The sequence below is a fragment of the Corynebacterium sp. CCM 9204 genome (assembly GCF_041357695.1).
In the GTDB taxonomy this organism is placed as follows: Bacteria; Actinomycetota; Actinomycetes; order Mycobacteriales; family Mycobacteriaceae; genus Corynebacterium.
On the sequence record NZ_JAUERX010000001.1, the window covers coordinates 584,979 to 604,318 of the forward strand.

A 19,340-nucleotide genomic window follows, 5' to 3' on the forward strand; every position below is an offset into this window, starting at 1 on the left:
GGGGAATCGGCAGAGGGGAGGACGCTGATAACCCCTCCGGCGCGGGATCGTGGAGACATGATCACAGTCAGTTCACTCACCAGAAGATACGGCGGTACCGTAGCCGTCGACGATCTCTCCTTCACCGTTCCAGACGGGCAGGTCACGGGTTTTCTCGGACCCAATGGTGCCGGAAAATCCACCACCATGCGCATGATCTGCGGACTCGAACGCCCGGACGAGGGCACCGCCCTCATCGACGGACACCGCTTCACCACGCTGCCTGCACCGGCCCGCGTCATCGGCGCGCTGCTCGACGCCTCCTGGTTCCATCCGGGGCGAAGCGGAGAGGCACATCTGCGCATGATGGCGAGAGCGGGCGGTATCGACGCCAATCGTGTCGATACCGTGCTCGACCGGGTGGGCCTGCACTCCGTCGCGCACAAGAGGGTCGGCGGATACAGTCTCGGCATGCGGCAGCGGCTCGGTCTCGCGTGTGCGCTGCTCGGCGACCCCGGCCACATCATCCTCGATGAACCCGTCAACGGGCTGGACCCGGAAGGGGTCATCTGGATGCGCCGGATGACCCGGCAGCTCGCGGAGGAGGGACGCGCTGTGCTGGTGTCCTCACACCTGCTCTCCGAAATGTCGGTGACCACGGACCGGCTCGTGATCATCGGACAGGGAAGACTCATCGCGGAGGGACCGCTCTCGGACTTCGTCGGGGATGCGGTGTACGAGATCAGGTGTACCGATGTGGACGCCGCCGTCCGGGTCCTCGCCGAGCACAACATCACCGCCGACCGTGCGCCCGACGGGTTGATCACCGTCAGCGCGGACACCACGACCGCTGAGCGCATCGCCCGGCTTTGCCAGGGGGCAGGAATCGTGATCACACACCTGGCTTCCCGGGAACAGTCCCTCGAAGACGTCTTCCTCACTGCAACAGCCGACACCACCACCTACAGGAGCTCCTCATCATGACCGCCGCAACCCCAGTTTTCCCGACCACCGGAACAGATCGGCGTCCCAGCTACGAAGGGCTGCTCGCCGCCGTTATCACGGAACTGATTTCGGTCCGCAGTCATCTGGTTTTCCTCGCCGCCGTAATACTCGTGATTCCGGCACTCACGGTAGCGGTACGGCTTGCCGGAGACGATGAGCCCGCGACACTCCGTGACCTCACAGTCGGCACCGATCTGTCCTTCCTCATCGCGGGCTTCGCCGCCGCCGCGATCGTCGGAGGAGCCTACCGGCACCACTCCATCGCCTGGATGTGGATGGTGGACAACAACAGGAGCAGAGGGACCGCCATTCGTATCGGTGTTCTCCTGAGCGGTGCTCTCATGGCCCTCGTCCTGGGACTGGCACTCGCCCACGGTGCCCTTCTCCTCATGGGGGAGCATCTCCCGGTCGATATTTCAGACGAGGATTTCCGGGAGTTCCGGTTCGAGTTCATCAAGTTCATCATCGCGGTTCTTTTCGCCGCGCTTCTGGCCGTGATAACCCGTTCGACGGTGCTCGCATCCCTGATCTTCGCTGCTGATGTCTTTGTCATCGAGTCCATGGTCTATGCCCTGAACGTCCAGACACTGAAGGACCTCGGTTGGGTACTCCCCTTCCTGTCCGGGCGGATAGCCAACGGAACCTCCATCCCGGGTATCACAGCCACGCCGCTCCAGGGTGGTATCGCGCTGGTCGGATGGGTGCTCGTGCTGGGGGGTCTCGCGTGGTGGTCCGACACCAGATACGCGATCCGTTGACCCGGCGTCGGAACCTGTGATTGAGACCGGCGGCTGGACCGATATAGAACCCCGGGAAATCGCCGAAAACCTGCACCCTCACCCGGTGAACACGAGATGGAGCCCGGTCACCGTGCGGAAATGCACAGGTGCCCGGGCTCCGGTACCGCCGGTACTGCGGGTTCAGACAGTGACGGCGGTGGCGTCGGGAGATGTCAGGCCTTGACCGGCCCCGACCAGGTGGCGCCATTCTCCCAATAGCTCTGGATGTCCTCCAGCTTGCGGCCCTTCGTTTCTGGAGCGTAACGGAAGACCGTGACGAAGGCGATCCCGGCGAACACCCCGAAGATGGCGAACACCCCGGCACCGCCGACCGCCTCCAGTAGCGGCGGGAAGAGCTGTGCGACGATGGCGTTGGCGATGAGATCCGCCGTCAATACGAGGGAAGCACCGAGCGCCCGGTACCGGGTGGGGAACAGTTCCCCGGCGTACACCCAGACGATCGCGCCGAAGCCACCTGTGAAGCCCATGGTGAAGAGCACGATGCCGATGAATCCGAGGATCAGGAACGCCGTGGATGACTCGGAACCCATGCGGTAGACGAGGATCAGCAGAATGTCGGCGAGAATCATCGTGGCTATGCCGCTCAGCAGTACCTTCCGGCGCCCGAAGGAATCGATCACCACCATGGACACCAGGACTGCGGCGAGGCCGAAGGTCTGCACCACAGCGGGGAGGAGCAACTGCTGAGCGGTGCCGTGGAAGCCCATCTGCTCGAAGATCCGGGGCGCGTAGTAGATGGTCGCATTAATACCTGTGATCTGGATGAAGAAGCCGAGCGCGATGGCGAAGATCGTCGCACGGGAGATGGGACCGCGGAACATCTCACCGAGACGCTTGAGGTCGTTTCCGCCACGGTTCTGGTTGACGGACTGCGAGATGGACCGGAATTCCTCTTCGGCTTCCCGTTCGGAGTTGATGGACAACAGGGTGGCGCGTGCTTCCGCGAGACGTCCCTTCATTACTAGCCACTGTGGAGTCTCGTTGATCTTGAGCAGCGCGATGAACACGATAGCGGCGGGGATTGCCGCAGCGCCGAGCATCCAGCGCCAACTCTCGAAGAAGGACAGTCCCCAGCCGACGAGGTAGCCGCCTATGATACCGAGGACGGTAGTCACCTGGTAAGAGGTGAGGAGGCCACCACGGATCCTGTTGGGGGAGGATTCCGCGATGAACACCGGAACGACGGTGATGGACAGACCGATGGTCACGCCGAGCAGCGCGCGGAGGAATACCAGGATGCCGGCGGTCGGGGCGAAGGCACTGGCGACCGAGAAGATAACGTACCCACCGGCGACGATGAGCATGGTCTTCTTCCGTCCGATGGCGTTGGCCATCGGACCACCGGCGACCGCGCCGAAGATCTGACCGACGACAACGGCGGTGGCCATCGTGGCTTGTCCGGTGGTGTCGAGACCGAAGTCTTTCTCCAGGTACAGCAGCGCGGCCGCGATGTTCGAGATGTCGTAGCCGTAGGTGATTCCTAGGGCCGCTGCGGTAAGTGCGATGGCACGCCCGACCGGGGGAGCGGACTTGAGATCACTGATGAAGGACATGACTGACCTTTCAGAATGTCATGTGCGGGTCATGCCCGCAGGAAGAAGTGGGGGTGAAAAAGGAAAGTATGGTGACGGCGACGGAAGAGTCGCCGGGCGTCGTATCCATGCGGAGCGCGGCGTCAACGAACTCATCCGTCCACCGTCGTCCGGTGGGGCTGTCTTATGGAGGGATGGAACAGACCGGGATGTTAGGGGGAAAGTTCGGCGTCAGTTCCGGTGTTCTGGATTTTCTGTGGCCGGATCCTGCAACCGGAGGCGTCGAAGGCCCTCAGTGCCGCACCGCGGACCTGCGCGTCGACACCGAGCCGAGCTACTTCTATATGGGTCGGCACGGGGACCACACCGAGGTATCTGGTCAGCGCTTTCCGGATCGGGGTGAGGAGTTTGTCTCCTCGTGCGACCATGCCACCGCTGATCACGACGGGGATGGGTCCGAGGGTCGCGACAACTGGTGCGAGGAATCGGCCGAGTGTCTCGCAGGCGGTGTCGGCTATCTCGGTGGCTTTTTCATCGCCCCGGTCCACCAGCTCGAAGACCTCACGGGAGCCGGCACCTTCCGGTACGAGTCCGAGACTCGCTCCCCGGCGTCCGATACCGGCTGCCGAGCAGACCTGTTCGAGAGGCATCAGCGCACCGTCGTAACCGGGAACGAGGATCTGTCCGATCTCACCCGCCCACTGCCAGGTGGTCATCGGTTGGTGTCCGTTGATGACGACGGCGGAGATCCCGGTACCGATTGCGAGGAAGAAGAAATCGGGGTAAGCGACACCCCACCGGGATTCGGCGAGTGCTCCGCTGCGGACGTCGTGTCCGAGTGCCACGGGACGGCGTAGGGAATCTTCGAGCATCGCGGCGATCGGTTCATTGCGCCATCCGAGGTTCGCTGAGAAGACCGATATACCGCGCACCTCGTCGATAATGCCGGGAATGTTGACGCCGATGGTGTCGACGGTGTTGATGCCCTTCGACCGCGCCCACCGGGTGAGCTCGGTGGTGACCTTCACTGTTGTGTCCGCGAGGGCGCGCGGGTCGGTGGGAGTGGGAATGGTGAGCTGATGATGCGTGTTCCCCGTCTGGTCGACAACGGCGGCTTTGATCGCGGTGCCTCCGACGTCTATTCCCAGTGCCCATGGTGTTGTGGTGACCTGGTGACGAGTATTCCCTGACATTGTGGCTTCCTGGGGTCGCGTTGGTTGTGTTTGGACCCGCTATGTCTCTGGCGATCCCGTCACATCCAGGGGCGCCTGCCGAGTACTTCCGTCCGACATATGGGCCTGATGTCAGAGTATTACCAACCGTTGTCCCGGAATAGGGGGATATGTGGAGAACGTCCCCATACCGGGGGGTGTAGGGGAGCCCCAACAGGACGTTCCTCAGATATGCAGTAATGATGGGTCTAACATTTTATTAGTGGAAGGCCACGTTCCGGATGGTGAGAATCATTACTGGTCACGGCGGACGAGAAAATGGCTCAGGTGTCCTGAGCTGCTCTGTCGTGCAGGCCGTCAGACGATGAGTGTCAGCGAGTCCGATCCGGTGATTTCGACAGACAATCCGGAATCCCGGGCAGCGGCTGCGAGTTCCGGCGCCCCGTCTGTCGGGCCGAAGTCGATCTCGGCGGTGGCGAGGACACGGGCAAGGATTCCCTTGTAGTGCTTGTTGAAATGGCTGACCACCTTTCGGGACCCGTCCTCCTGCACCGATTCCACCCGCACGGTGATGGCACCGGGTAGAGGACCGAGGGTGAGGTAGGCGCCGGAGCGCAGGTCCACGACCGGCCCCTTCGACGGCGCTGCTGCGCGCAGTGCTTCGGTGATCCTCTTTCCCCAGCGGGATTTCATCGTCGGTGACGTGGCCGCACCGGCATCCGGAATCTTTGAACCACCCGACAGCCGGTAGTGGGGGATATGGTCTGTGGCGCGGACCAGACCGAACAATGCCGAACCGATTGTGATCCGCGACAGTGCTTCGGCATCCAGGGAACCGGCGTCGAGAGCGTCGTAGAGTACGCCGGTGTACCTCCGGATCGCGGGCATCGTGGGTGACACCCAGAGTTCGCGGTTCGCGGTGATCTCACCGTCCAGCTTCGTGCTGATCTTCAGTGCCTCGCGCATCGCGACGTCATCGAGGGCAAGCAGTGCATCCGCGATTGACTTGCGAACGGGGTTGAGCTCAGGGAAGGACAGGGCGCCGAGGTCGAGTGGGGCACCGTCGCCACCGCTGGCTTTGGTTTCGGAAGGGGGCAGGACAATGAGCATGGTCACCACCCTAACCCGTGGGGGCGGGCGGGTATATTGGCGCTCATGATCACACGCATGTCCACCCTATTCCTGCGCACTCTGCGCGACGACCCGGCTGAGGCTGAGGTCCCCAGCCACAAGCTCCTGGTTCGCGCCGGGTACATTCGCCGTGCGGCACCCGGTGTGTACTCCTGGCTTCCGCTCGGCCTGCGCACGCTGCGGAAGATCGAGAGCATCGTCCGCGAGGAGATGGAGGCCATCGGTGGGCAGGAGATCTGCCTGCCCGCGTTGCTTCCCCGGGAACCCTATGAACAGACCGGTCGATGGACGGAGTACGGCGACAACCTCTTCCGACTCAAGGACCGCAAGGGAAGTGACTACCTGCTTGGCCCGACGCATGAGGAGATGTTTACCGGGCTAGTCAAGGACATGTATTCCTCTTACAAGGATTTCCCGGCGATCCTCTTCCAGATCCAGACGAAGTACCGAGACGAGGAGCGCCCGCGTGCGGGTATCCTGCGGGGCCGTGAGTTCACGATGAAGGATTCGTATTCCTTCGACATGGACGATGATGGGCTGGCCGCCGCTTACATGAAGCACCGACAGGCGTACATCAACTCCTTCGATCGTATGGGCATTGATTACGTCATCTGTGCCGCCACGTCCGGTGCGATGGGTGGATCAGCTTCGGAGGAGTTCCTCGCCGTCTGCGAGAACGGGGAGGACACCTTCGTCCGTGCGACGGAGGGAGACTATGCGGCGAATGCGGAGGCGGTCATCACGCCGCGGGCCGAGGAGAAGCCCATCGAGGGGCAGCCTGCGGCGTTGGAGTACGACAGCCCCGAATGCGAGACGATCAACAAACTGGTGGAGTGGGCCAATCGTGCGGGAATCAGAATCGATGAGCGGGAGGTCACTGCCGCGGACACGTTGAAGTGCCTTGTGGTGAAGATCACCCGCCCTGGCGAGGAGCCGGAACTGACCGGCATTCTCGTCCCGGGTGACCGGGAGGTCGACATGAAGCGTCTGGAGGCTTCAGTGGAACCCTCCGCCGTCGAGCTCGTCTCTGACAAGGACTTCGCCACCACCCCGTTCCTCGTCAAGGGGTACATCGGTCCCCGAGGACTGGCCGCCAACGGCGTGCCGGTCCTCGCTGATCCCCGGGTGGTCCCCGGTACGTCCTGGATCACGGGTGCGGATGCTGAGGGACGCCACGTGGTCAACTGTGTTGCCGGTCGGGATTTCACCCCGGATGGCTACATCGAGGCCGCTGAGATCCGGGAAGGAGACCCGGCGCCGGACAACCAGGGCGCGTTGCGTCTCGCCCGGGGCATCGAGATCGGCCACATCTTCCAGCTCGGGCGCAAATACTCCGAAGCGCTGGAACTGCAGATCCTCGATGAGAACGGCAAGCGGTCCGTCCCCACCATGGGATCCTACGGAATCGGTGTCTCGCGATTGGTCGCGGTCATCGCCGAACAGCGTTATGACGAGAAGGGGCTGAACTGGCCTGTGTCGGTCGCGCCATTCCAGGTCCACGTTGTGGTGGCGAACAAGAACGTTGACGCGACCGAAGCCGCGGAGACGCTAGTGGGAGAACTGTCCGACTCGGGCCTCGAGGTGCTTTTCGACGATCGACCCAAGGTCAGTCCCGGCGTGAAGTTCAAGGATTCCGAACTGTTGGGTATGCCCTTCGTTGTTGTTCTGGGGCGTAGTTTCGCGGATGGAATCGTGGAACTCCGTATCCGTGAGTCCGGTGAGGTACGTGAGGTTCCGGTGTCCGATGTTCTTAACGAGGTACGGTCCCTTGTCTGACAACTAGGTGTGTTGAGTTTCGGGCAAAGAAAAATCGGCGGCAGGGAACACCCTTCGCCGATTTTCCTGTCTGACACGCCGCGTTTGGTGTTGAATTGGAGGTGCCGCACACGGCGGCTGTTCCACCGGTATCCAACCGATGGTCACGACCCCGAGGAGAAAGGACGGCCCCCGCTATGGAGGTCATCATCCAGCCTGATGCCGAGTCTGTCGCGCGAGTCGCGGCGGACGTCTTTACCGACTACGCCCGCCGTGATTCCGCCAACCTGGGGCTAGCAACCGGATCCACCCCTCTGGCGATGTACGAGGAGCTCATCCGAAGGCACCGGGATGTAGGCCTGAGCTTCGCTCACTGCCGTGCTTTCCTCCTCGATGAGTATGTCGGATTGCCCCGTACCCACGAGCAGAGCTACTACCGTTTCATCCGCGATAATTTTACTTCCCACATCGACATTCCGGATGCGGAGGTACACAGCCCTGATGGTCTCGCGGATGATCCCACAGCCGCAGGAGTAGCCTACGACTCGGCGATTGCGGAGGCCGGGGGAGTGGACGTTCAGTTGTTGGGTATCGGTACCGATGGACATATCGGGTTCAACGAGCCGGGTTCTTCACTGCGCTCACGGACAAGGCTGAAGACACTCCACCCGCAGACCATCTCGGATAATGCCCGGTTCTTCGACGATGACGAGGATCAGGTTCCCCACCATGTCCTCACCCAGGGGTTGGGTACGATCAGTGACGCAGGCCATCTTCTCCTCCTTGCGACCGGTGCGGGGAAAGCGGATGCCGTCGCGGCGACGGTCGAGGGGCCGGTTTCGGCACTGTGTCCGGCGTCGATCCTGCAGTTCCATCCACACGCCACCGTCATCGTCGATGAGGCAGCCGCGAGTGGGCTGATCAATGCTGACTACTACCGCTACGCCTTCGACAACAAGCCGGAATGGCAGCGGATCTGACCCCGGAAAATTGGTCAGGACTGGGCATGCGTCAGGTCGAACAATCCTTCGGCAGTCGGATTAGTGCCCGCTGCGGCCAATAACGGCAGTGACCGTAACACCGTGGTTGAACCAGCCAGTACACACCAGGTCCGCCACACCGGCTGTTCGGCGGTCGCTGCTGCAGCCTGCCACATACGGGCCGAATCAACCTCGATACGCACAGCGGTCTTGAGCGCCGAATCCACATCGGCCGGGGTCACAAGGTTTGTCCCGGGGCGGTAACCGGCGGCAGGGCTGGGTAGCTCATCGTCAGGTACATCGGCGACTAGTCGGCGCAACTGTGCCGCCGATGACCGATGTCTTTCGACGGCTTCACTGATGAGTGTGGCCGCCTCTGGGGTGGCCCATGCCTGTGCCACAGAAAGTCCGAAGATAGCCCCATATTCCCATTCCAACGCCATTCGGAGGGCATCCATATCGACGGACCCCGTACGAAATTGTGCGCCGACGAGATCCGGAGCACTGGACGGATCTGCGGATGAACCGGTGATGACGGCGAGCTCCGCGTGCATGCGGGCCACCGGAAGAACCGATTCCTTCGGGAGAGCCGCGAGTTCGGTGATGGTGAGTGCACGGGACTCCGAGAGGACGGAATCACCGTCACCGGGTCGACTGGAGATCCGATCCTGCTGTTCCGGCACGGTGCAGGAAGCAGGAACCCTCCCGTCTTCGAGGAAACCACAGAGTCTGCGTATCTCTGCGTCGAGGGCGGCAGCGTGCCGTGCCCGCACCGCCGCAGCCGAAGGATCTTTGTCGTTCAAATACGTGGCGTCGGCATGCGCGGATGCTGACAATCCCGTCAGGACAGGATCAGGTTCCGGAGTCGGAATGGCCTGGCAGGCGGTCAGTCCTCCGGTCAGTAACAGAGCGGATAGAGGCGCTGAGACGCGGAGGAGGAAGGGGTGGTGTTTCACGGCGGTTCAGTGTACTCCGGAGCATGGGGACGCACGGTAGGGTTGAGGCCATGGCATTCCCGACTGAACAAACCCTGATCGAGCTTGTTGCGCCGATAGCTGAGGGGAGGGCCCTGGACGTCGAGAAGCTCCGGATCAACCGAGCTGGTTCGAAGTCTTCCGTCGCTGTTTCTCTCGACGGCGACGAACGGCCCGATCTCGACCTGCTGGAGGAAATTTCCCGGGAGATCTCTGAGGTATTCGACACTGCGGAGGAACGAGGGGAGATTGAATTCGGGGGGCAGGGATACACCTTGGAGGTGGGGACGCCGGGGGTCGGTCATCCTCTCACACGTCCACGGCACTGGCGGCGGAATCGAGGCAGGCTCGTGGCACTGATCCGCGACGGTCGGAAGGAACTCGGCAGGATCGGTGCTCTGGATGATGAAGAAAGCTCTGTCATTTTTCTGCGTCGGTCTGAGCGAGGGGGCAAGGGCATCATTATCGACACCCTCCAACTCGCTGAGCTTGGAACAGGGGCCTCGGCAGTGGTAGAAATTGAGTTCTCACAACCGCCGGTCGCCGAAGCCGAACTGGTGGATCTCAGTTACGAAGACGCGCTGTCCAAGCGAGAGGAAGACAAGTGAATATTGATGTCGCAGCATTGAAGAGCATTGAGAAGGAACGCGGGATTAGCGTTAACGACATGCTCACGACGATCGGCAGGGCTCTTCTGCAGGCCTACCACACTCACACCGGGGGTAATTCCGACGGGACATCCCGTGCCCGCATCGATATCGACGCGGAGACGGGTTCCGTAGCGGTCATCGTGACCGAATTCGATGAGGAGGGGCAGGTCACCTCGGAATTCGATGACACTCCGTCGAACTTCGCCCGGGTGTCGGCGAGTGTTGTCCGCGACGCCATCATCCGCCGTATGAGAGACGCGGAGAACGAGCGTGCATTCGGCGAATATGCCGAGTTCGAAGGAAAGGTCATCAGCGGTATTGTGCAGGCTGATGCCCGTGCGAACGAGCGGGGCATTGTTGTCGTCCGGCTCGGTACTGAGATGGATGGTCAAGACGGTGTCCTTCTTCCGGCCGAACAGATTCCCGGGGAGAAACTGAAGCACGGGGATCGTGTGAAGTGCTATATCGTCGGTGTTGCAAAGGGCCAGCGGAATGTGCAGATCAGTCTGTCCCGCACCCACCCCGAGCTGGTTCGACGTCTGTTCGAACTTGAGGTTCCGGAGGTTGCCGACGGCTCGGTTGAGATCACTGGCATCGCCAGGGAAGCCGGTCATCGTTCAAAGGTTGCGGTCCAGGCGGCCGTCAAGGGCCTCAATGCGAAGGGGGCGTGTATTGGTCCGCGTGGTCAACGTGTCTCTAACGTGATGAAGGAACTTCACGGTGAAAAGCTCGACATCATCGACCATTCCGATGATCCTGCGACCTTTGTTGGAAATGCCCTCGCCCCATCGAAGGTTGTGCGAGTTGAGATCATAGATCCGGAGATGCAGGTGGCGCGGGTCACCGTTCCGGATTATCAACTCTCGCTCGCCATCGGAAAGGAAGGCCAGAATGCCCGTCTGGCTGCCAGACTCACGGGTTGGAAGATCGACATTCATTCGGATGCGGACCCCGTCGAACGCTGACCCTGGAATCCTGTGATTCAGGATCACGGAACTACTCCGGTGTAATTCAGTCCTAGGGATTTTTCCTTGAACGGCCCCTGACCTCTCGACGACGTGCAGGGGCGGGTTCCCTTTTGATGTGCTTTTCGCGTAGGCTTGTTAAAGGCCCGTGCCGATGACCATGTATGACCACTAAAATTTCCGCTCCTCATGGAGTTGGGGATGGTTGTGGAAATATCCGGATAATCCGGAGGTCATCACCGGAAGATCATCATCTGACGGACGCGCGAGTCGACATCAATCAGGTGTCGTGACAGGGATGCATCCCCATGGGGTGGGTCGTGTCCGGCACAATGATGTCGCCGGTTCCATCCCGGTGACAATGACTGTAATGAGGAGATGAATGCGGAATACCGGAACCAGTGTCCAGGCACCAACCGGGATCCGTATACGCACCTGTATCGCGACCCGTGAACGTAAGTCGGACTCGCATCTGTTGCGAGTAGTCGTCGACACCTCATGCTCTGGTCATCTCGTCCCAGATCCGGTGCGCCGGAAGCCGGGTCGTGGTGCCTGGCTCACACCTAGTCTTGAGGCACTGGAGCTGGCAGAAAAAAGGCGCGCATTCAACCGTGCGCTGCGGGTGTCCACCCCCGTGGACACCGAGGCGGTACGAACCTGGATACAGGAGCATACCGCCGAACCACCTACCCAGGAAAGACACGAACACTGATGAGCACACGATGAAGCATCAGCGATGAACGTCACACGCTACATCTTCAGGCGCTCGGAGAATCCGTCAGCCTGCTGATCTGAAGAACGCGCAGTCCGCCGGCCTTCGATCCGCCTGGAGCTAAACCTACAAGGAGAGAAGTGCCCGGAAAGCTACGTGTACATGAGCTCGCTAAGAAGCTCGGTATTACAAGCAAGGAACTGCTTGCCACGCTCAAAGAGCAGGGCGAGTTCGTCAAAACAGCATCATCGACGGTGGAATCACCGGTCGTGAAGAAGATGCAGTCCTATTACGCCGACAAGGGTGTCGGCGTCGAGGGCGGTTCCGGTGAGAAGCCCGCCGCCGAGAAGAAGCCCTCCGCCGGCATCAAACCGGGAGCCAGACCGGGGGCCGCTCCGAAGCCCGGCGCCGCGAAACCCGCAGCCCCGGTGTCTTCGGCGACGAAGCCCGCACCGGTAAAGCCGACCGCTGAGAAGCCGGATACGAAGCCCGTGCCCACTCCGGCTGAGGCTGTCGCGAAAACCCGGGACCAGGCACCGGAACCAAAGAAGCCCGCTGCTCCGACCCCGGCTGAAGCGGCTCCCAGCGCAAAGTCAAACCCCGCTTCCGTGGCTCAGAAGAACGAAGCGGAGAAACCGGCTTCCGAGGGTCGTGCTCCGATGCCTCGTCCGATGGCCAAGCCTGGCCCGAAGCCGGGTGCCCGTGCACCGCGGGTAGCCAACAATCCGTTCTCCACGGGTACTGAGCGAACCCAGCCTCGTCCCGGTGCGGCCGGACCCCGTCCCGGTGGCGGACCCCGTCCCGGTGGTCCCCGTCCCGGTGGTGCACAGGGCGGTCGTCCCGGTGCGGCCGGTCCCCGTCCCGGTGGCGGACCCCGTCCCGGTGGTCCCCGTCCCGGTGGTGCACAGGGCGGTCGTCCCAGTGGTCGCCCCGGAACAGGTGCTTCTCCGGAACGTCAGGGTGGTGGACGTCGTCCTACTCCCGCGATGATGCCTGAACGCCCCAGTCCCGGTGCCATGCCGCAGAAGTCCGCTGGCGGCGGTCGTTCCGGTGGCCCAGGCGGTCGTTCCGGTGGCCCCGGTGGTCCCGGCGGTTTCAACCGCGGTGGTGGTGGACGTGGTGGACGTCGAGGAGGTACCGCAGGTGCTTTCGGGCGTCCGGGCGGTGCTCCACGCCGTGGACGCAAGTCGAAGCGGCAGAAGCGCAACGAGTACGAGGCGATGCAGGCACCGAACGTCGTTAGCGGTGTTCGCCTGCCTGACGGTCGTGGTGCCAGCCTGCGCCTCGCCCGGGGTGCCTCGCTTTCCGACTTCGCGGACAAGATCGACACTGATGCGTCGAGCCTGGTCCAGGTTCTGTTCAACCTTGGTGAAATGGTCACCGCGACCCAGTCCGTTTCGGACGAGATCCTGGTGCTCCTCGGTGAGGAAATGAACTTCAAGATTGAGGTTGTCTCCCCCGAAGACGAAGATCGCGAACTCCTCGAGTCCTTCGACCTGCAGTTCGGTGAGGACGAGGGCGGCGAGGGAGAACTCTCGAAGCGTCCTCCGGTGGTCACCGTCATGGGCCATGTCGATCACGGTAAGACCCGACTGCTCGACACTATCCGTAAGACGAATGTCGGCGGTGACGAGGCCGGTGGAATCACACAGGGTATCGGTGCCTACCAGGTGACGGTTACGCTCGATGAGCAGCCCCGTACTTTGACGCTCCTGGACACCCCCGGTCACGAGGCATTCACCGCCATGCGTGCCCGTGGTGCGAAGGCGACAGACATCGCGATCCTCGTTGTCGCCGCAGATGACGGTGTCATGCCCCAGACTGTTGAGGCGATCAACCACGCCAAGGCCGCTGATGTCCCCGTCGTCGTCGCAGTGAACAAGATCGACAAGGAAGGAGCCTCCCCGGAGAAGATCCGCGGTCAGCTTACCGAATACGGTCTCGTTCCCGAGGAGTACGGCGGCGATACCCAGTTCGTCGACATCTCGGCTAAGCAGGGCACGAACATCGAGGCACTCCTCGAAGCCGTGCTGCTGACCGCCGATGCCGAGCTCGAACTCGTCGCAAACCCCGACATGGACGCCCAGGGCGTCGCCATCGAAGCACACCTCGACCGTGGCCGTGGTCCAGTCGCTACCGTCATCGTTCATCGCGGTACTCTTCGCGTCGGTGACTCCATCGTCGCCGGTGGTGCTCACGGTCGTGTCCGTCGAATGGTTGACGAGTACGGTAATGACGTCGAGGAAGCCGGACCGTCGCGTCCGGTCCAGGTACAGGGACTCAACGCTGTCTGTGGTGCCGGTGATAACCTCCTTGTAGTAGAGGATGACCGAATCGCACGCCAGATCGCCGACAAGCGCGCTGCCCGCAAACGCAATGCGCTTGCCGCACGGAGTCGTAAGCGCGTCTCCCTCGAGGATCTGGATGCGGTGCTCAAGGAGACCTCGACACTCAACCTCATCCTCAAGGGCGATAACGCAGGCTCCGTCGAGGCGCTGGAGGAGGCCCTGCTCAAGATCGAGGTCGACGACGAGGTTCAGCTCAACATCATTGACCGCGGTGTCGGTGCGATCACGCAGACGAACGTCTCGCTGGCCGCGGCCTCTGATGCAGTGATCATCGGCTTCAACGTCCGCGCTGAAGGCAAGGCCACCGAAGAGGCCAACACCGAAGGCGTCGAAATCCGCTACTACTCGGTCATCTACCGGGTCATCGAGGAGATCGAGCAGGCCCTCAAGGGCATGCTGAAGCCCGTCTACGAGGAGCGAGAGATCGGCCGCGCCGAGATCCGAGCGCTCTTCAAGGCATCCGCAGTCGGCCTCATCGCAGGCTGCATGGTCGAATCTGGCAAGGTTCGCCGGAATGCGGCCGTCCGACTCATCCGCGACGGTAACGTCATTGTGGAGAAGGCCACGATCGTCTCTCTCCGCCGCGAGAAGGACGACGCCACCGAAGTGTCCGCAGGCTACGAGTGCGGCATGGTGCTGTCCTACCCGGACATCTCCGTCGGTGACATTGTCGAAGCCTACGAGCAGGTTGAGGTTCCCCGCGACTAGGTTAAACTCGGCAGAAAAACCGCCCTGCCCCGGATTCACGGGGGAGAGGCGGTTCTTCTGTGTCTTCTGACCCCGGTGATCGCGTACTGCGAGAGCGGAGGGGTAACTCAGCGGAGATTATGACACAGGTGAAGAAGGCTATCACTGTGGCTCAGTGATGGGGATCCCGGATTCTGGGTTCATCCTCCGGAGAATCATCGCGGGGCAGCGACGGGGCCGTGGAGACGCCGGGTAGGATCAGGGACCGTAACGGCCGTCGCGTCAACCGATCCGCGACGGTGGATGAGGAAATGCGGCGCATCCTGTACCGCTGAACTGTGAGGAGTCTCGACCATGGTTGACCACGCCCGCGCCGCCAGAATGGCCAAGCGCATCCAGATGATCGTCGCGACTGCGATCGAGAATGAGATCAACAACCCCCGTCTGGAACTGATCACCATCACGGACTGTAAGGTCACGGGAGATCTCCACGACGCAACCATTTACTACACCGTCCGGGGCGAGACCGTCGATGAGCAACCTGACGTTCCTGCCGCTGCGGAGGCACTCAAACGATATCGCGGGCAGCTCCGCAAGATCGTCGGTGACGACCTCGGAGTGCGTTTCACTCCCACATTGGCGTTCTCCCACGATACGGTGCCGCAGGCTGCGGATCACATGGAACAGCTTCTCGCCAAGGCCAGGGCGCGTGACGAGGAACTGGCAAAGCTCCGCGAGAACGCCAAGCCCGTGGGCGACGAGAATCCGTACCGCATCGAGGAGAACTGACACTGTGGCGGACTGGGATTTCACCGCCGCTGAGGAACTGATTGATCCTACCGCCGTCGGGAGGGCCGTCGTTGTCGGACACATCCGGCCTGACGCCGATGCGATCGGTAGCGTATGTGCGACCGTCGCTATGCTCCGGCGACGGGGCATCGACGCGACTGGTGTCATCGGACAGCAGGATCCCGTCGCGGTGAACCTCCGCACGATCCCGGGTTGCGGCGACATTCAACTGGTAGATCGCCTCCCGGACGCGGATCTCGTGGTCACTGTCGACTGCGGAGACCTCGGGCGTACCGGAAGCTGTGCGGCAGGCATCGGCGGACACGACCGTGTCCTTGTCATCGACCATCACTCGTCGAACACCGGATTCGGCACCGTCGATGTCATCGAACCCGACGCTGAATCAACCACAGCCATCCTGTACCGCTGGTTCACGGTCGCCGGTCATGACATTGACAGGGACATGGCCCACGCCCTCTACGCGGGACTGGTCACCGACACCGGTAGTTTCCGTTGGGGTGGCCCCGGAATGCACCTGATGGCGGCGAGACTGATGGAATGCGGCATTGACACGCGTGCCATCGCGGTGGATCTCATGGACGCGACGACACCGGATGATCTGAGGATCATCGGCAGAGTCCTCACCGGAGTGGAAACCCACCCTGACGGCCCTGGGATGACCGTTCTCACCGCAGATCATTCAACGATCACGGAGACGAATCCGGCGACTATCGAATCACTCACTGACTTCGTCCGTGCCACAGGGCAGGGAATCGGGGTCCTCCTCAAGGAAAACCACCCCGGAATCTGGTCTATCTCGCTACGTTCCACCGACTACAACGTCGCTGCGGTAGCTGGTGTCCTCGGTGGAGGCGGACATCTTCTCGCGGCAGGGGCCACTGTGCCGGGAAGCCGGGCCACGGTTCTCAACGCTGTCCGCCGCGCTGTCGACGAACATGCGGTTGCGCTGTGAACATCAGCGAACAATCGGATGCGACAGCACGGAAGTTGGAGAAGGTCAGCCTCCGGGAGATCCTCGCACTGGCACTTCCTGCACTGGGGGTTCTCGCCGCAACCCCGCTCTACCTGCTTCTGGACACGGCGGTTGTCGGGCGTCTCGGGCAGCACGAACTCGCCGCGCTCGGCGCCGCCACCACAATTCAGGCGACGGTCACCACGCAGTTGACCTTTCTCAGCTACGGAACAACAGCACGGTCAGCGCGGCTCTACGGTGCGGGGAAGGAACGCGATGCGGTCGGAGAAGGAATTCACGCGACATGGGTCGCGCTCACCGTCGGTTTCCTGATCGCTGTGGTGATTCTCACCGCCGCCCCCAGATTGACGCTGTGGTTGGCCGGTGACACTGTTGTCTCAGCGGAGGCTACCACCTGGTTGCGTGTCGCAGGCTTGGGTATCCCGCTGATTCTGGTGACGATGGCCGGAAACGGTTGGCTTCGGGGGATCCAGAACACTCGTCTGCCGTTGTGGTTCACTCTCGCCGGGGTGATCCCATCCGCTGCTCTGGTCCCCTACCTGGTCGGGCATTTCGGGATCGTCGGCTCCGCGTGGGCGAACCTCACGGGTGAATCGATCACTGCCATTCTCTTCCTGGTCTGCCTGGCGAGGATGCATGAGGGCGACTGGCGCCCCAACCTGAGGATTATGCGAAAACAGTTGGTTATGGGGCGGGATCTCATCGCCCGGTCACTGTCCTTCCAGATCGCGATGATCTCAGCGGCAGCGGTGTCTGCTCGATTCGGTGCCGCTTCCCTCGCTGCACACCAGGTGATGCTGCAACTCTGGAACTTCCTTTCACTCGTGCTCGATTCCCTTGCCATCGCTGCGCAGGCCATGACCGGGGCAGCACTCGGTGCAGGCACCGCGCAGCTCGCCCGAAGCGTCGGTACCCGCGTGACCGCGTACTCCTGTGGACTGGCTGTCGTCCTCGCCGTGGTGTTCGCGTTCGGGCATGGATTCATCCCGGGTCTGTTCACCTCCGATACGGAGACTCTCGCCGCTATGTCCGGCCCCTGGTGGTTGTTGATCGTGATGATCATCGCGGGGGGAGTGGTGTTCGCTCTCGACGGTGTTCTCCTGGGGGCCGGGGATGTCGCTTATCTGCGGAATGCGACGATCACATCTGTTCTCATCGGATTCGTCCCCGGGGTATGGCTCGCCCTGCTCACAGATTCCGGGTTGACTGGTGTCTGGTGTGGGCTGAGTGCCTTCATGTTCCTCCGCCTCGGCTTTGTGATCTGGCGCTTCCGTTCGATGCGCTGGGCCGGTGCGGGCAGTACCACCGATCTAGGAGAAAAGGACGGTGGTGTCGGCAGTGGTGCGGCATAATGAACCGCATGTCCATGTCCTCCAGCTCGAGCGGTGCCGCCGGTTCTCCGGGAGCGGTCACGCAGACCCTGTGGGCGGTCGCTGACCTGCACGGTGCGGTGAAGGACAATACTGAGATGATCGATTCGATCCAGCCGCGCGATCCATCGGACTGGCTGATCGTGGCAGGGGATGTGGCGGAACGTACCGAGCTGGTGTTGCAGATTCTCAACCGGCTCCGTAAACGTTTCGCCTGCGTGATCTGGGTGCCGGGTAATCATGAGCTGTTCTGCCGCTCGACGGACCGGCACCAGGGTCGGGCTAAGTATGATGAGCTCGTCGTCGGCTGTCGGAAGATCGACGTGCTCACTCCTGAAGATCCCTACCCGGTATTCGACGGGGTGACTGTCGTTCCCCTGTTCACCCTCTACGATTACTCGTTCAGGAAGACGGGGTACACGGTGGACCAGGCCGTCCAGGCCGCGCACGACCGGCAGGTGGTGATGACGGACCAGTTCGCCATCGCGCCGTTCGTCGACATCCGTGCCTGGTGCTGGGATCGGCTCGCGTACTCGATCAAACGTCTCAGTAAGGTCAGTGGACCGACCATTCTGGTCAACCACTGGCCGTTGGTCATCGAGCCGGTGAAAAAGATCGCGTTCCCGGAACTCTCGCTCTGGTGTGGGACGCGGCACACACGGTCCTGGGCGAGGCGTTACGGGGCTAGGGCAGTTGTCTACGGCCACTTGCACACTCCCGGAACGACGGTGGTTGACGGTATCCCGCACATCGAGGTGTCCCTCGGGTACCCGAGGGAATGGAACCGGCATCTCCGGGGGGAGTGGACCTGGCCCTACCCGGTGATGGAGGTGCGGAATGCTTGACCGGGAACTGTTTCCGGACTCCGCCAGGTTCTGCTGGGTGAAGACCGAGATCGGGGCCAATGATCTTACGAACTACAACGGACTGCATCCACTGGAGAAAGCACTGGTGTCGCATGCCCTCGATGTGCGGAAAGCCGAGTTTGGGGATGCCCGTTGGTGTGCGCATCGGGCGTTGGAGCAGCTCGGTATCGATACGGGAATGCCCATTCTCCGTGGCGAGCGGGGTATGCCTCTGCTGCCACCGACGGTGTCCGGGTCGCTCACCCACACGGTGGGGTTCCGCGCCGCGGTGATTGCGCCGTCGTTGCTGGTGCGGTCGATGGGCCTCGATGCTGAACCCATCGCCGCACTGCCGGAGGGGGTGCTGGAATCGATCGCGCGGGACGGTGAACTTCCGCAGTTGAAGAAACTCACGGATGAGGGGGTGCAGAGTGCCGACCTGTTGCTTTTCTGTGCGAAGGAGGCAACCTACAAGGCGTGGTTCCCTCTGACCCGCCGGTGGCTCGGCTTCGATCAAGCCGAGATCGACCTTCGTCGCGACGGTACATTCGTGTCTTATCTGCTGGTTCGCCCCACACCCGTACCATTCATATCCGGGAGGTGGGCGATGCGGGACGGGTACGTCATCGCGACAACAGCGGTCACATAGAGA

General features: G+C 62.0%; 17 protein-coding genes. 13 read left to right on the top strand and 4 right to left on the bottom strand.

Features of this window, described 5'->3' with window-relative positions; all coding sequences use genetic code 11:
- Positions 1–57 precede the first annotated feature (57 nt).
- Together QWU43_RS02550 and QWU43_RS02555 are read left to right on the top strand one after the other, a co-directional pair.
- A complete protein-coding gene (locus QWU43_RS02550; RefSeq protein WP_370913951.1) occupies positions 58–963 on the top strand; it encodes an ABC transporter ATP-binding protein in 906 nt (301 codons plus the stop codon).
- The gene (locus QWU43_RS02555) at positions 960–1,742 is read left to right on the top strand and encodes a hypothetical protein (RefSeq protein ID WP_370913952.1); all 783 of its coding nucleotides are present in this window, start codon (positions 960–962) and stop codon (positions 1,740–1,742) included. The genes QWU43_RS02550 and QWU43_RS02555 overlap by 4 nt, the downstream gene beginning before the upstream one ends.
- Before the next feature lie 194 nt (positions 1,743–1,936).
- Here QWU43_RS02555 and QWU43_RS02560 read toward each other — a convergent pair whose 3' ends face one another.
- The 3 genes from QWU43_RS02560 to yaaA all read right to left on the bottom strand — a co-directional run bounded on the left by QWU43_RS02560 (position 1,937) and on the right by yaaA (position 5,598).
- Positions 1,937–3,337, bottom strand: a complete 1,401-nt coding sequence (locus QWU43_RS02560; RefSeq protein ID WP_370913953.1) for a sugar porter family MFS transporter — start codon at positions 3,335–3,337, stop codon at positions 1,937–1,939.
- Positions 3,338–3,528: 191 nt separating this feature from the next.
- Positions 3,529–4,509 carry an ROK family protein gene (locus QWU43_RS02565; protein WP_370913954.1) on the bottom strand — a complete coding sequence of 327 codons (981 nt, stop codon included), beginning with the start codon at positions 4,507–4,509 and terminating at the stop codon, positions 3,529–3,531.
- Between the two features lie 336 nt (positions 4,510–4,845).
- The gene (gene yaaA, locus QWU43_RS02570) at positions 4,846–5,598 is read right to left on the bottom strand and encodes a peroxide stress protein YaaA (protein WP_370917050.1); all 753 of its coding nucleotides are present in this window, start codon (positions 5,596–5,598) and stop codon (positions 4,846–4,848) included.
- Between the two features lie 45 nt (positions 5,599–5,643).
- Between yaaA and QWU43_RS02575 the strand changes: the two genes are divergently transcribed.
- Together QWU43_RS02575 and nagB are read left to right on the top strand one after the other, a co-directional pair.
- Positions 5,644–7,395, top strand: coding sequence for a proline--tRNA ligase (locus QWU43_RS02575; RefSeq protein WP_370917051.1), 1,752 nt, complete (start codon positions 5,644–5,646; stop codon positions 7,393–7,395).
- 176 nt (positions 7,396–7,571) lie between these two features.
- Positions 7,572–8,354, top strand: coding sequence for a glucosamine-6-phosphate deaminase (nagB, locus tag QWU43_RS02580; RefSeq protein ID WP_370913957.1), 783 nt, complete (start codon positions 7,572–7,574; stop codon positions 8,352–8,354).
- Between the two features lie 14 nt (positions 8,355–8,368).
- On the opposite strand, the gene QWU43_RS02585 is transcribed toward nagB, so the two are convergent.
- A complete protein-coding gene (locus QWU43_RS02585; RefSeq protein ID WP_370917052.1) occupies positions 8,369–9,310 on the bottom strand; it encodes a DUF4439 domain-containing protein in 942 nt (313 codons plus the stop codon).
- Between the two features lie 50 nt (positions 9,311–9,360).
- Here QWU43_RS02585 and rimP point away from each other — a divergent pair, with 50 nt between their 5' ends.
- From rimP to QWU43_RS02630, 9 genes are all read left to right on the top strand, one after another.
- A complete protein-coding gene (rimP, locus tag QWU43_RS02590; RefSeq protein WP_370913959.1) occupies positions 9,361–9,936 on the top strand; it encodes a ribosome maturation factor RimP in 576 nt (191 codons plus the stop codon).
- On the top strand, positions 9,933–10,943 hold the full coding sequence (gene nusA, locus QWU43_RS02595) for a transcription termination factor NusA (RefSeq protein ID WP_370913960.1): 1,011 nt from the start codon (positions 9,933–9,935) through the stop codon (positions 10,941–10,943). Before rimP ends, nusA begins: the two co-directional genes overlap by 4 nt.
- 382 nt (positions 10,944–11,325) lie before the next feature.
- Positions 11,326–11,655 (top strand): YlxR family protein, encoded by a 330-nt coding sequence (locus QWU43_RS02600; RefSeq protein ID WP_370913961.1) that lies wholly within the window; start codon positions 11,326–11,328, stop codon positions 11,653–11,655.
- 140 nt (positions 11,656–11,795) lie between these two features.
- Positions 11,796–14,711, top strand: a complete 2,916-nt coding sequence (gene infB, locus QWU43_RS02605) for a translation initiation factor IF-2 (protein WP_370917053.1) — start codon at positions 11,796–11,798, stop codon at positions 14,709–14,711.
- 333 nt (positions 14,712–15,044) lie between these two features.
- Complete coding sequence (gene rbfA, locus QWU43_RS02610) at positions 15,045–15,479, top strand: 30S ribosome-binding factor RbfA (RefSeq protein WP_370913963.1); 435 nt, start codon at positions 15,045–15,047, stop codon at positions 15,477–15,479.
- Between the two features lie 4 nt (positions 15,480–15,483).
- Positions 15,484–16,452: a bifunctional oligoribonuclease/PAP phosphatase NrnA gene (locus tag QWU43_RS02615; RefSeq protein ID WP_370917054.1), complete on the top strand. Its 969-nt coding sequence runs from the start codon at positions 15,484–15,486 to the stop codon at positions 16,450–16,452.
- A 2-nt stretch (positions 16,453–16,454) separates the two neighbouring features.
- Entirely contained in the window at positions 16,455–17,825 is a 1,371-nt protein-coding gene (locus tag QWU43_RS02620; protein WP_370917200.1) for an MATE family efflux transporter, read from the top strand.
- 14 nt (positions 17,826–17,839) lie between these two features.
- A complete protein-coding gene (locus QWU43_RS02625; RefSeq protein ID WP_370913965.1) occupies positions 17,840–18,688 on the top strand; it encodes a metallophosphoesterase in 849 nt (282 codons plus the stop codon).
- On the top strand, positions 18,681–19,337 hold the full coding sequence (locus tag QWU43_RS02630) for a 4'-phosphopantetheinyl transferase (RefSeq protein ID WP_370913966.1): 657 nt from the start codon (positions 18,681–18,683) through the stop codon (positions 19,335–19,337). Before QWU43_RS02625 ends, QWU43_RS02630 begins: the two co-directional genes overlap by 8 nt.
- Positions 19,338–19,340 lie beyond the last annotated feature (3 nt).

What these genes read in the sequence shown, in the direction of transcription:
- QWU43_RS02550 (WP_370913951.1), top strand. Translation starts at nt 58, where the DNA reads ATGATCACAGTCAGTTCACTCACCAGAAGATACGGCGGTACCGTAGCC.
- QWU43_RS02555 (WP_370913952.1), top strand. Translation starts at nt 960, where the DNA reads ATGACCGCCGCAACCCCAGTTTTCCCGACCACCGGAACAGATCGGCGT.
- QWU43_RS02560 (WP_370913953.1), bottom strand. Translation starts at nt 3,337, where the DNA reads ATGTCCTTCATCAGTGATCTCAAGTCCGCTCCCCCGGTCGGGCGTGCC.
- QWU43_RS02565 (WP_370913954.1), bottom strand. Translation starts at nt 4,509, where the DNA reads ATGTCAGGGAATACTCGTCACCAGGTCACCACAACACCATGGGCACTG.
- yaaA (WP_370917050.1), bottom strand. Translation starts at nt 5,598, where the DNA reads ATGCTCATTGTCCTGCCCCCTTCCGAAACCAAAGCCAGCGGTGGCGAC.
- QWU43_RS02575 (WP_370917051.1), top strand. Translation starts at nt 5,644, where the DNA reads ATGATCACACGCATGTCCACCCTATTCCTGCGCACTCTGCGCGACGAC.
- nagB (WP_370913957.1), top strand. Translation starts at nt 7,572, where the DNA reads ATGGAGGTCATCATCCAGCCTGATGCCGAGTCTGTCGCGCGAGTCGCG.
- rimP (WP_370913959.1), top strand. Translation starts at nt 9,361, where the DNA reads ATGGCATTCCCGACTGAACAAACCCTGATCGAGCTTGTTGCGCCGATA.
- QWU43_RS02600 (WP_370913961.1), top strand. Translation starts at nt 11,326, where the DNA reads ATGCGGAATACCGGAACCAGTGTCCAGGCACCAACCGGGATCCGTATA.
- rbfA (WP_370913963.1), top strand. Translation starts at nt 15,045, where the DNA reads ATGGTTGACCACGCCCGCGCCGCCAGAATGGCCAAGCGCATCCAGATG.
- QWU43_RS02625 (WP_370913965.1), top strand. Translation starts at nt 17,840, where the DNA reads ATGTCCTCCAGCTCGAGCGGTGCCGCCGGTTCTCCGGGAGCGGTCACG.
- QWU43_RS02630 (WP_370913966.1), top strand. Translation starts at nt 18,681, where the DNA reads ATGCTTGACCGGGAACTGTTTCCGGACTCCGCCAGGTTCTGCTGGGTG.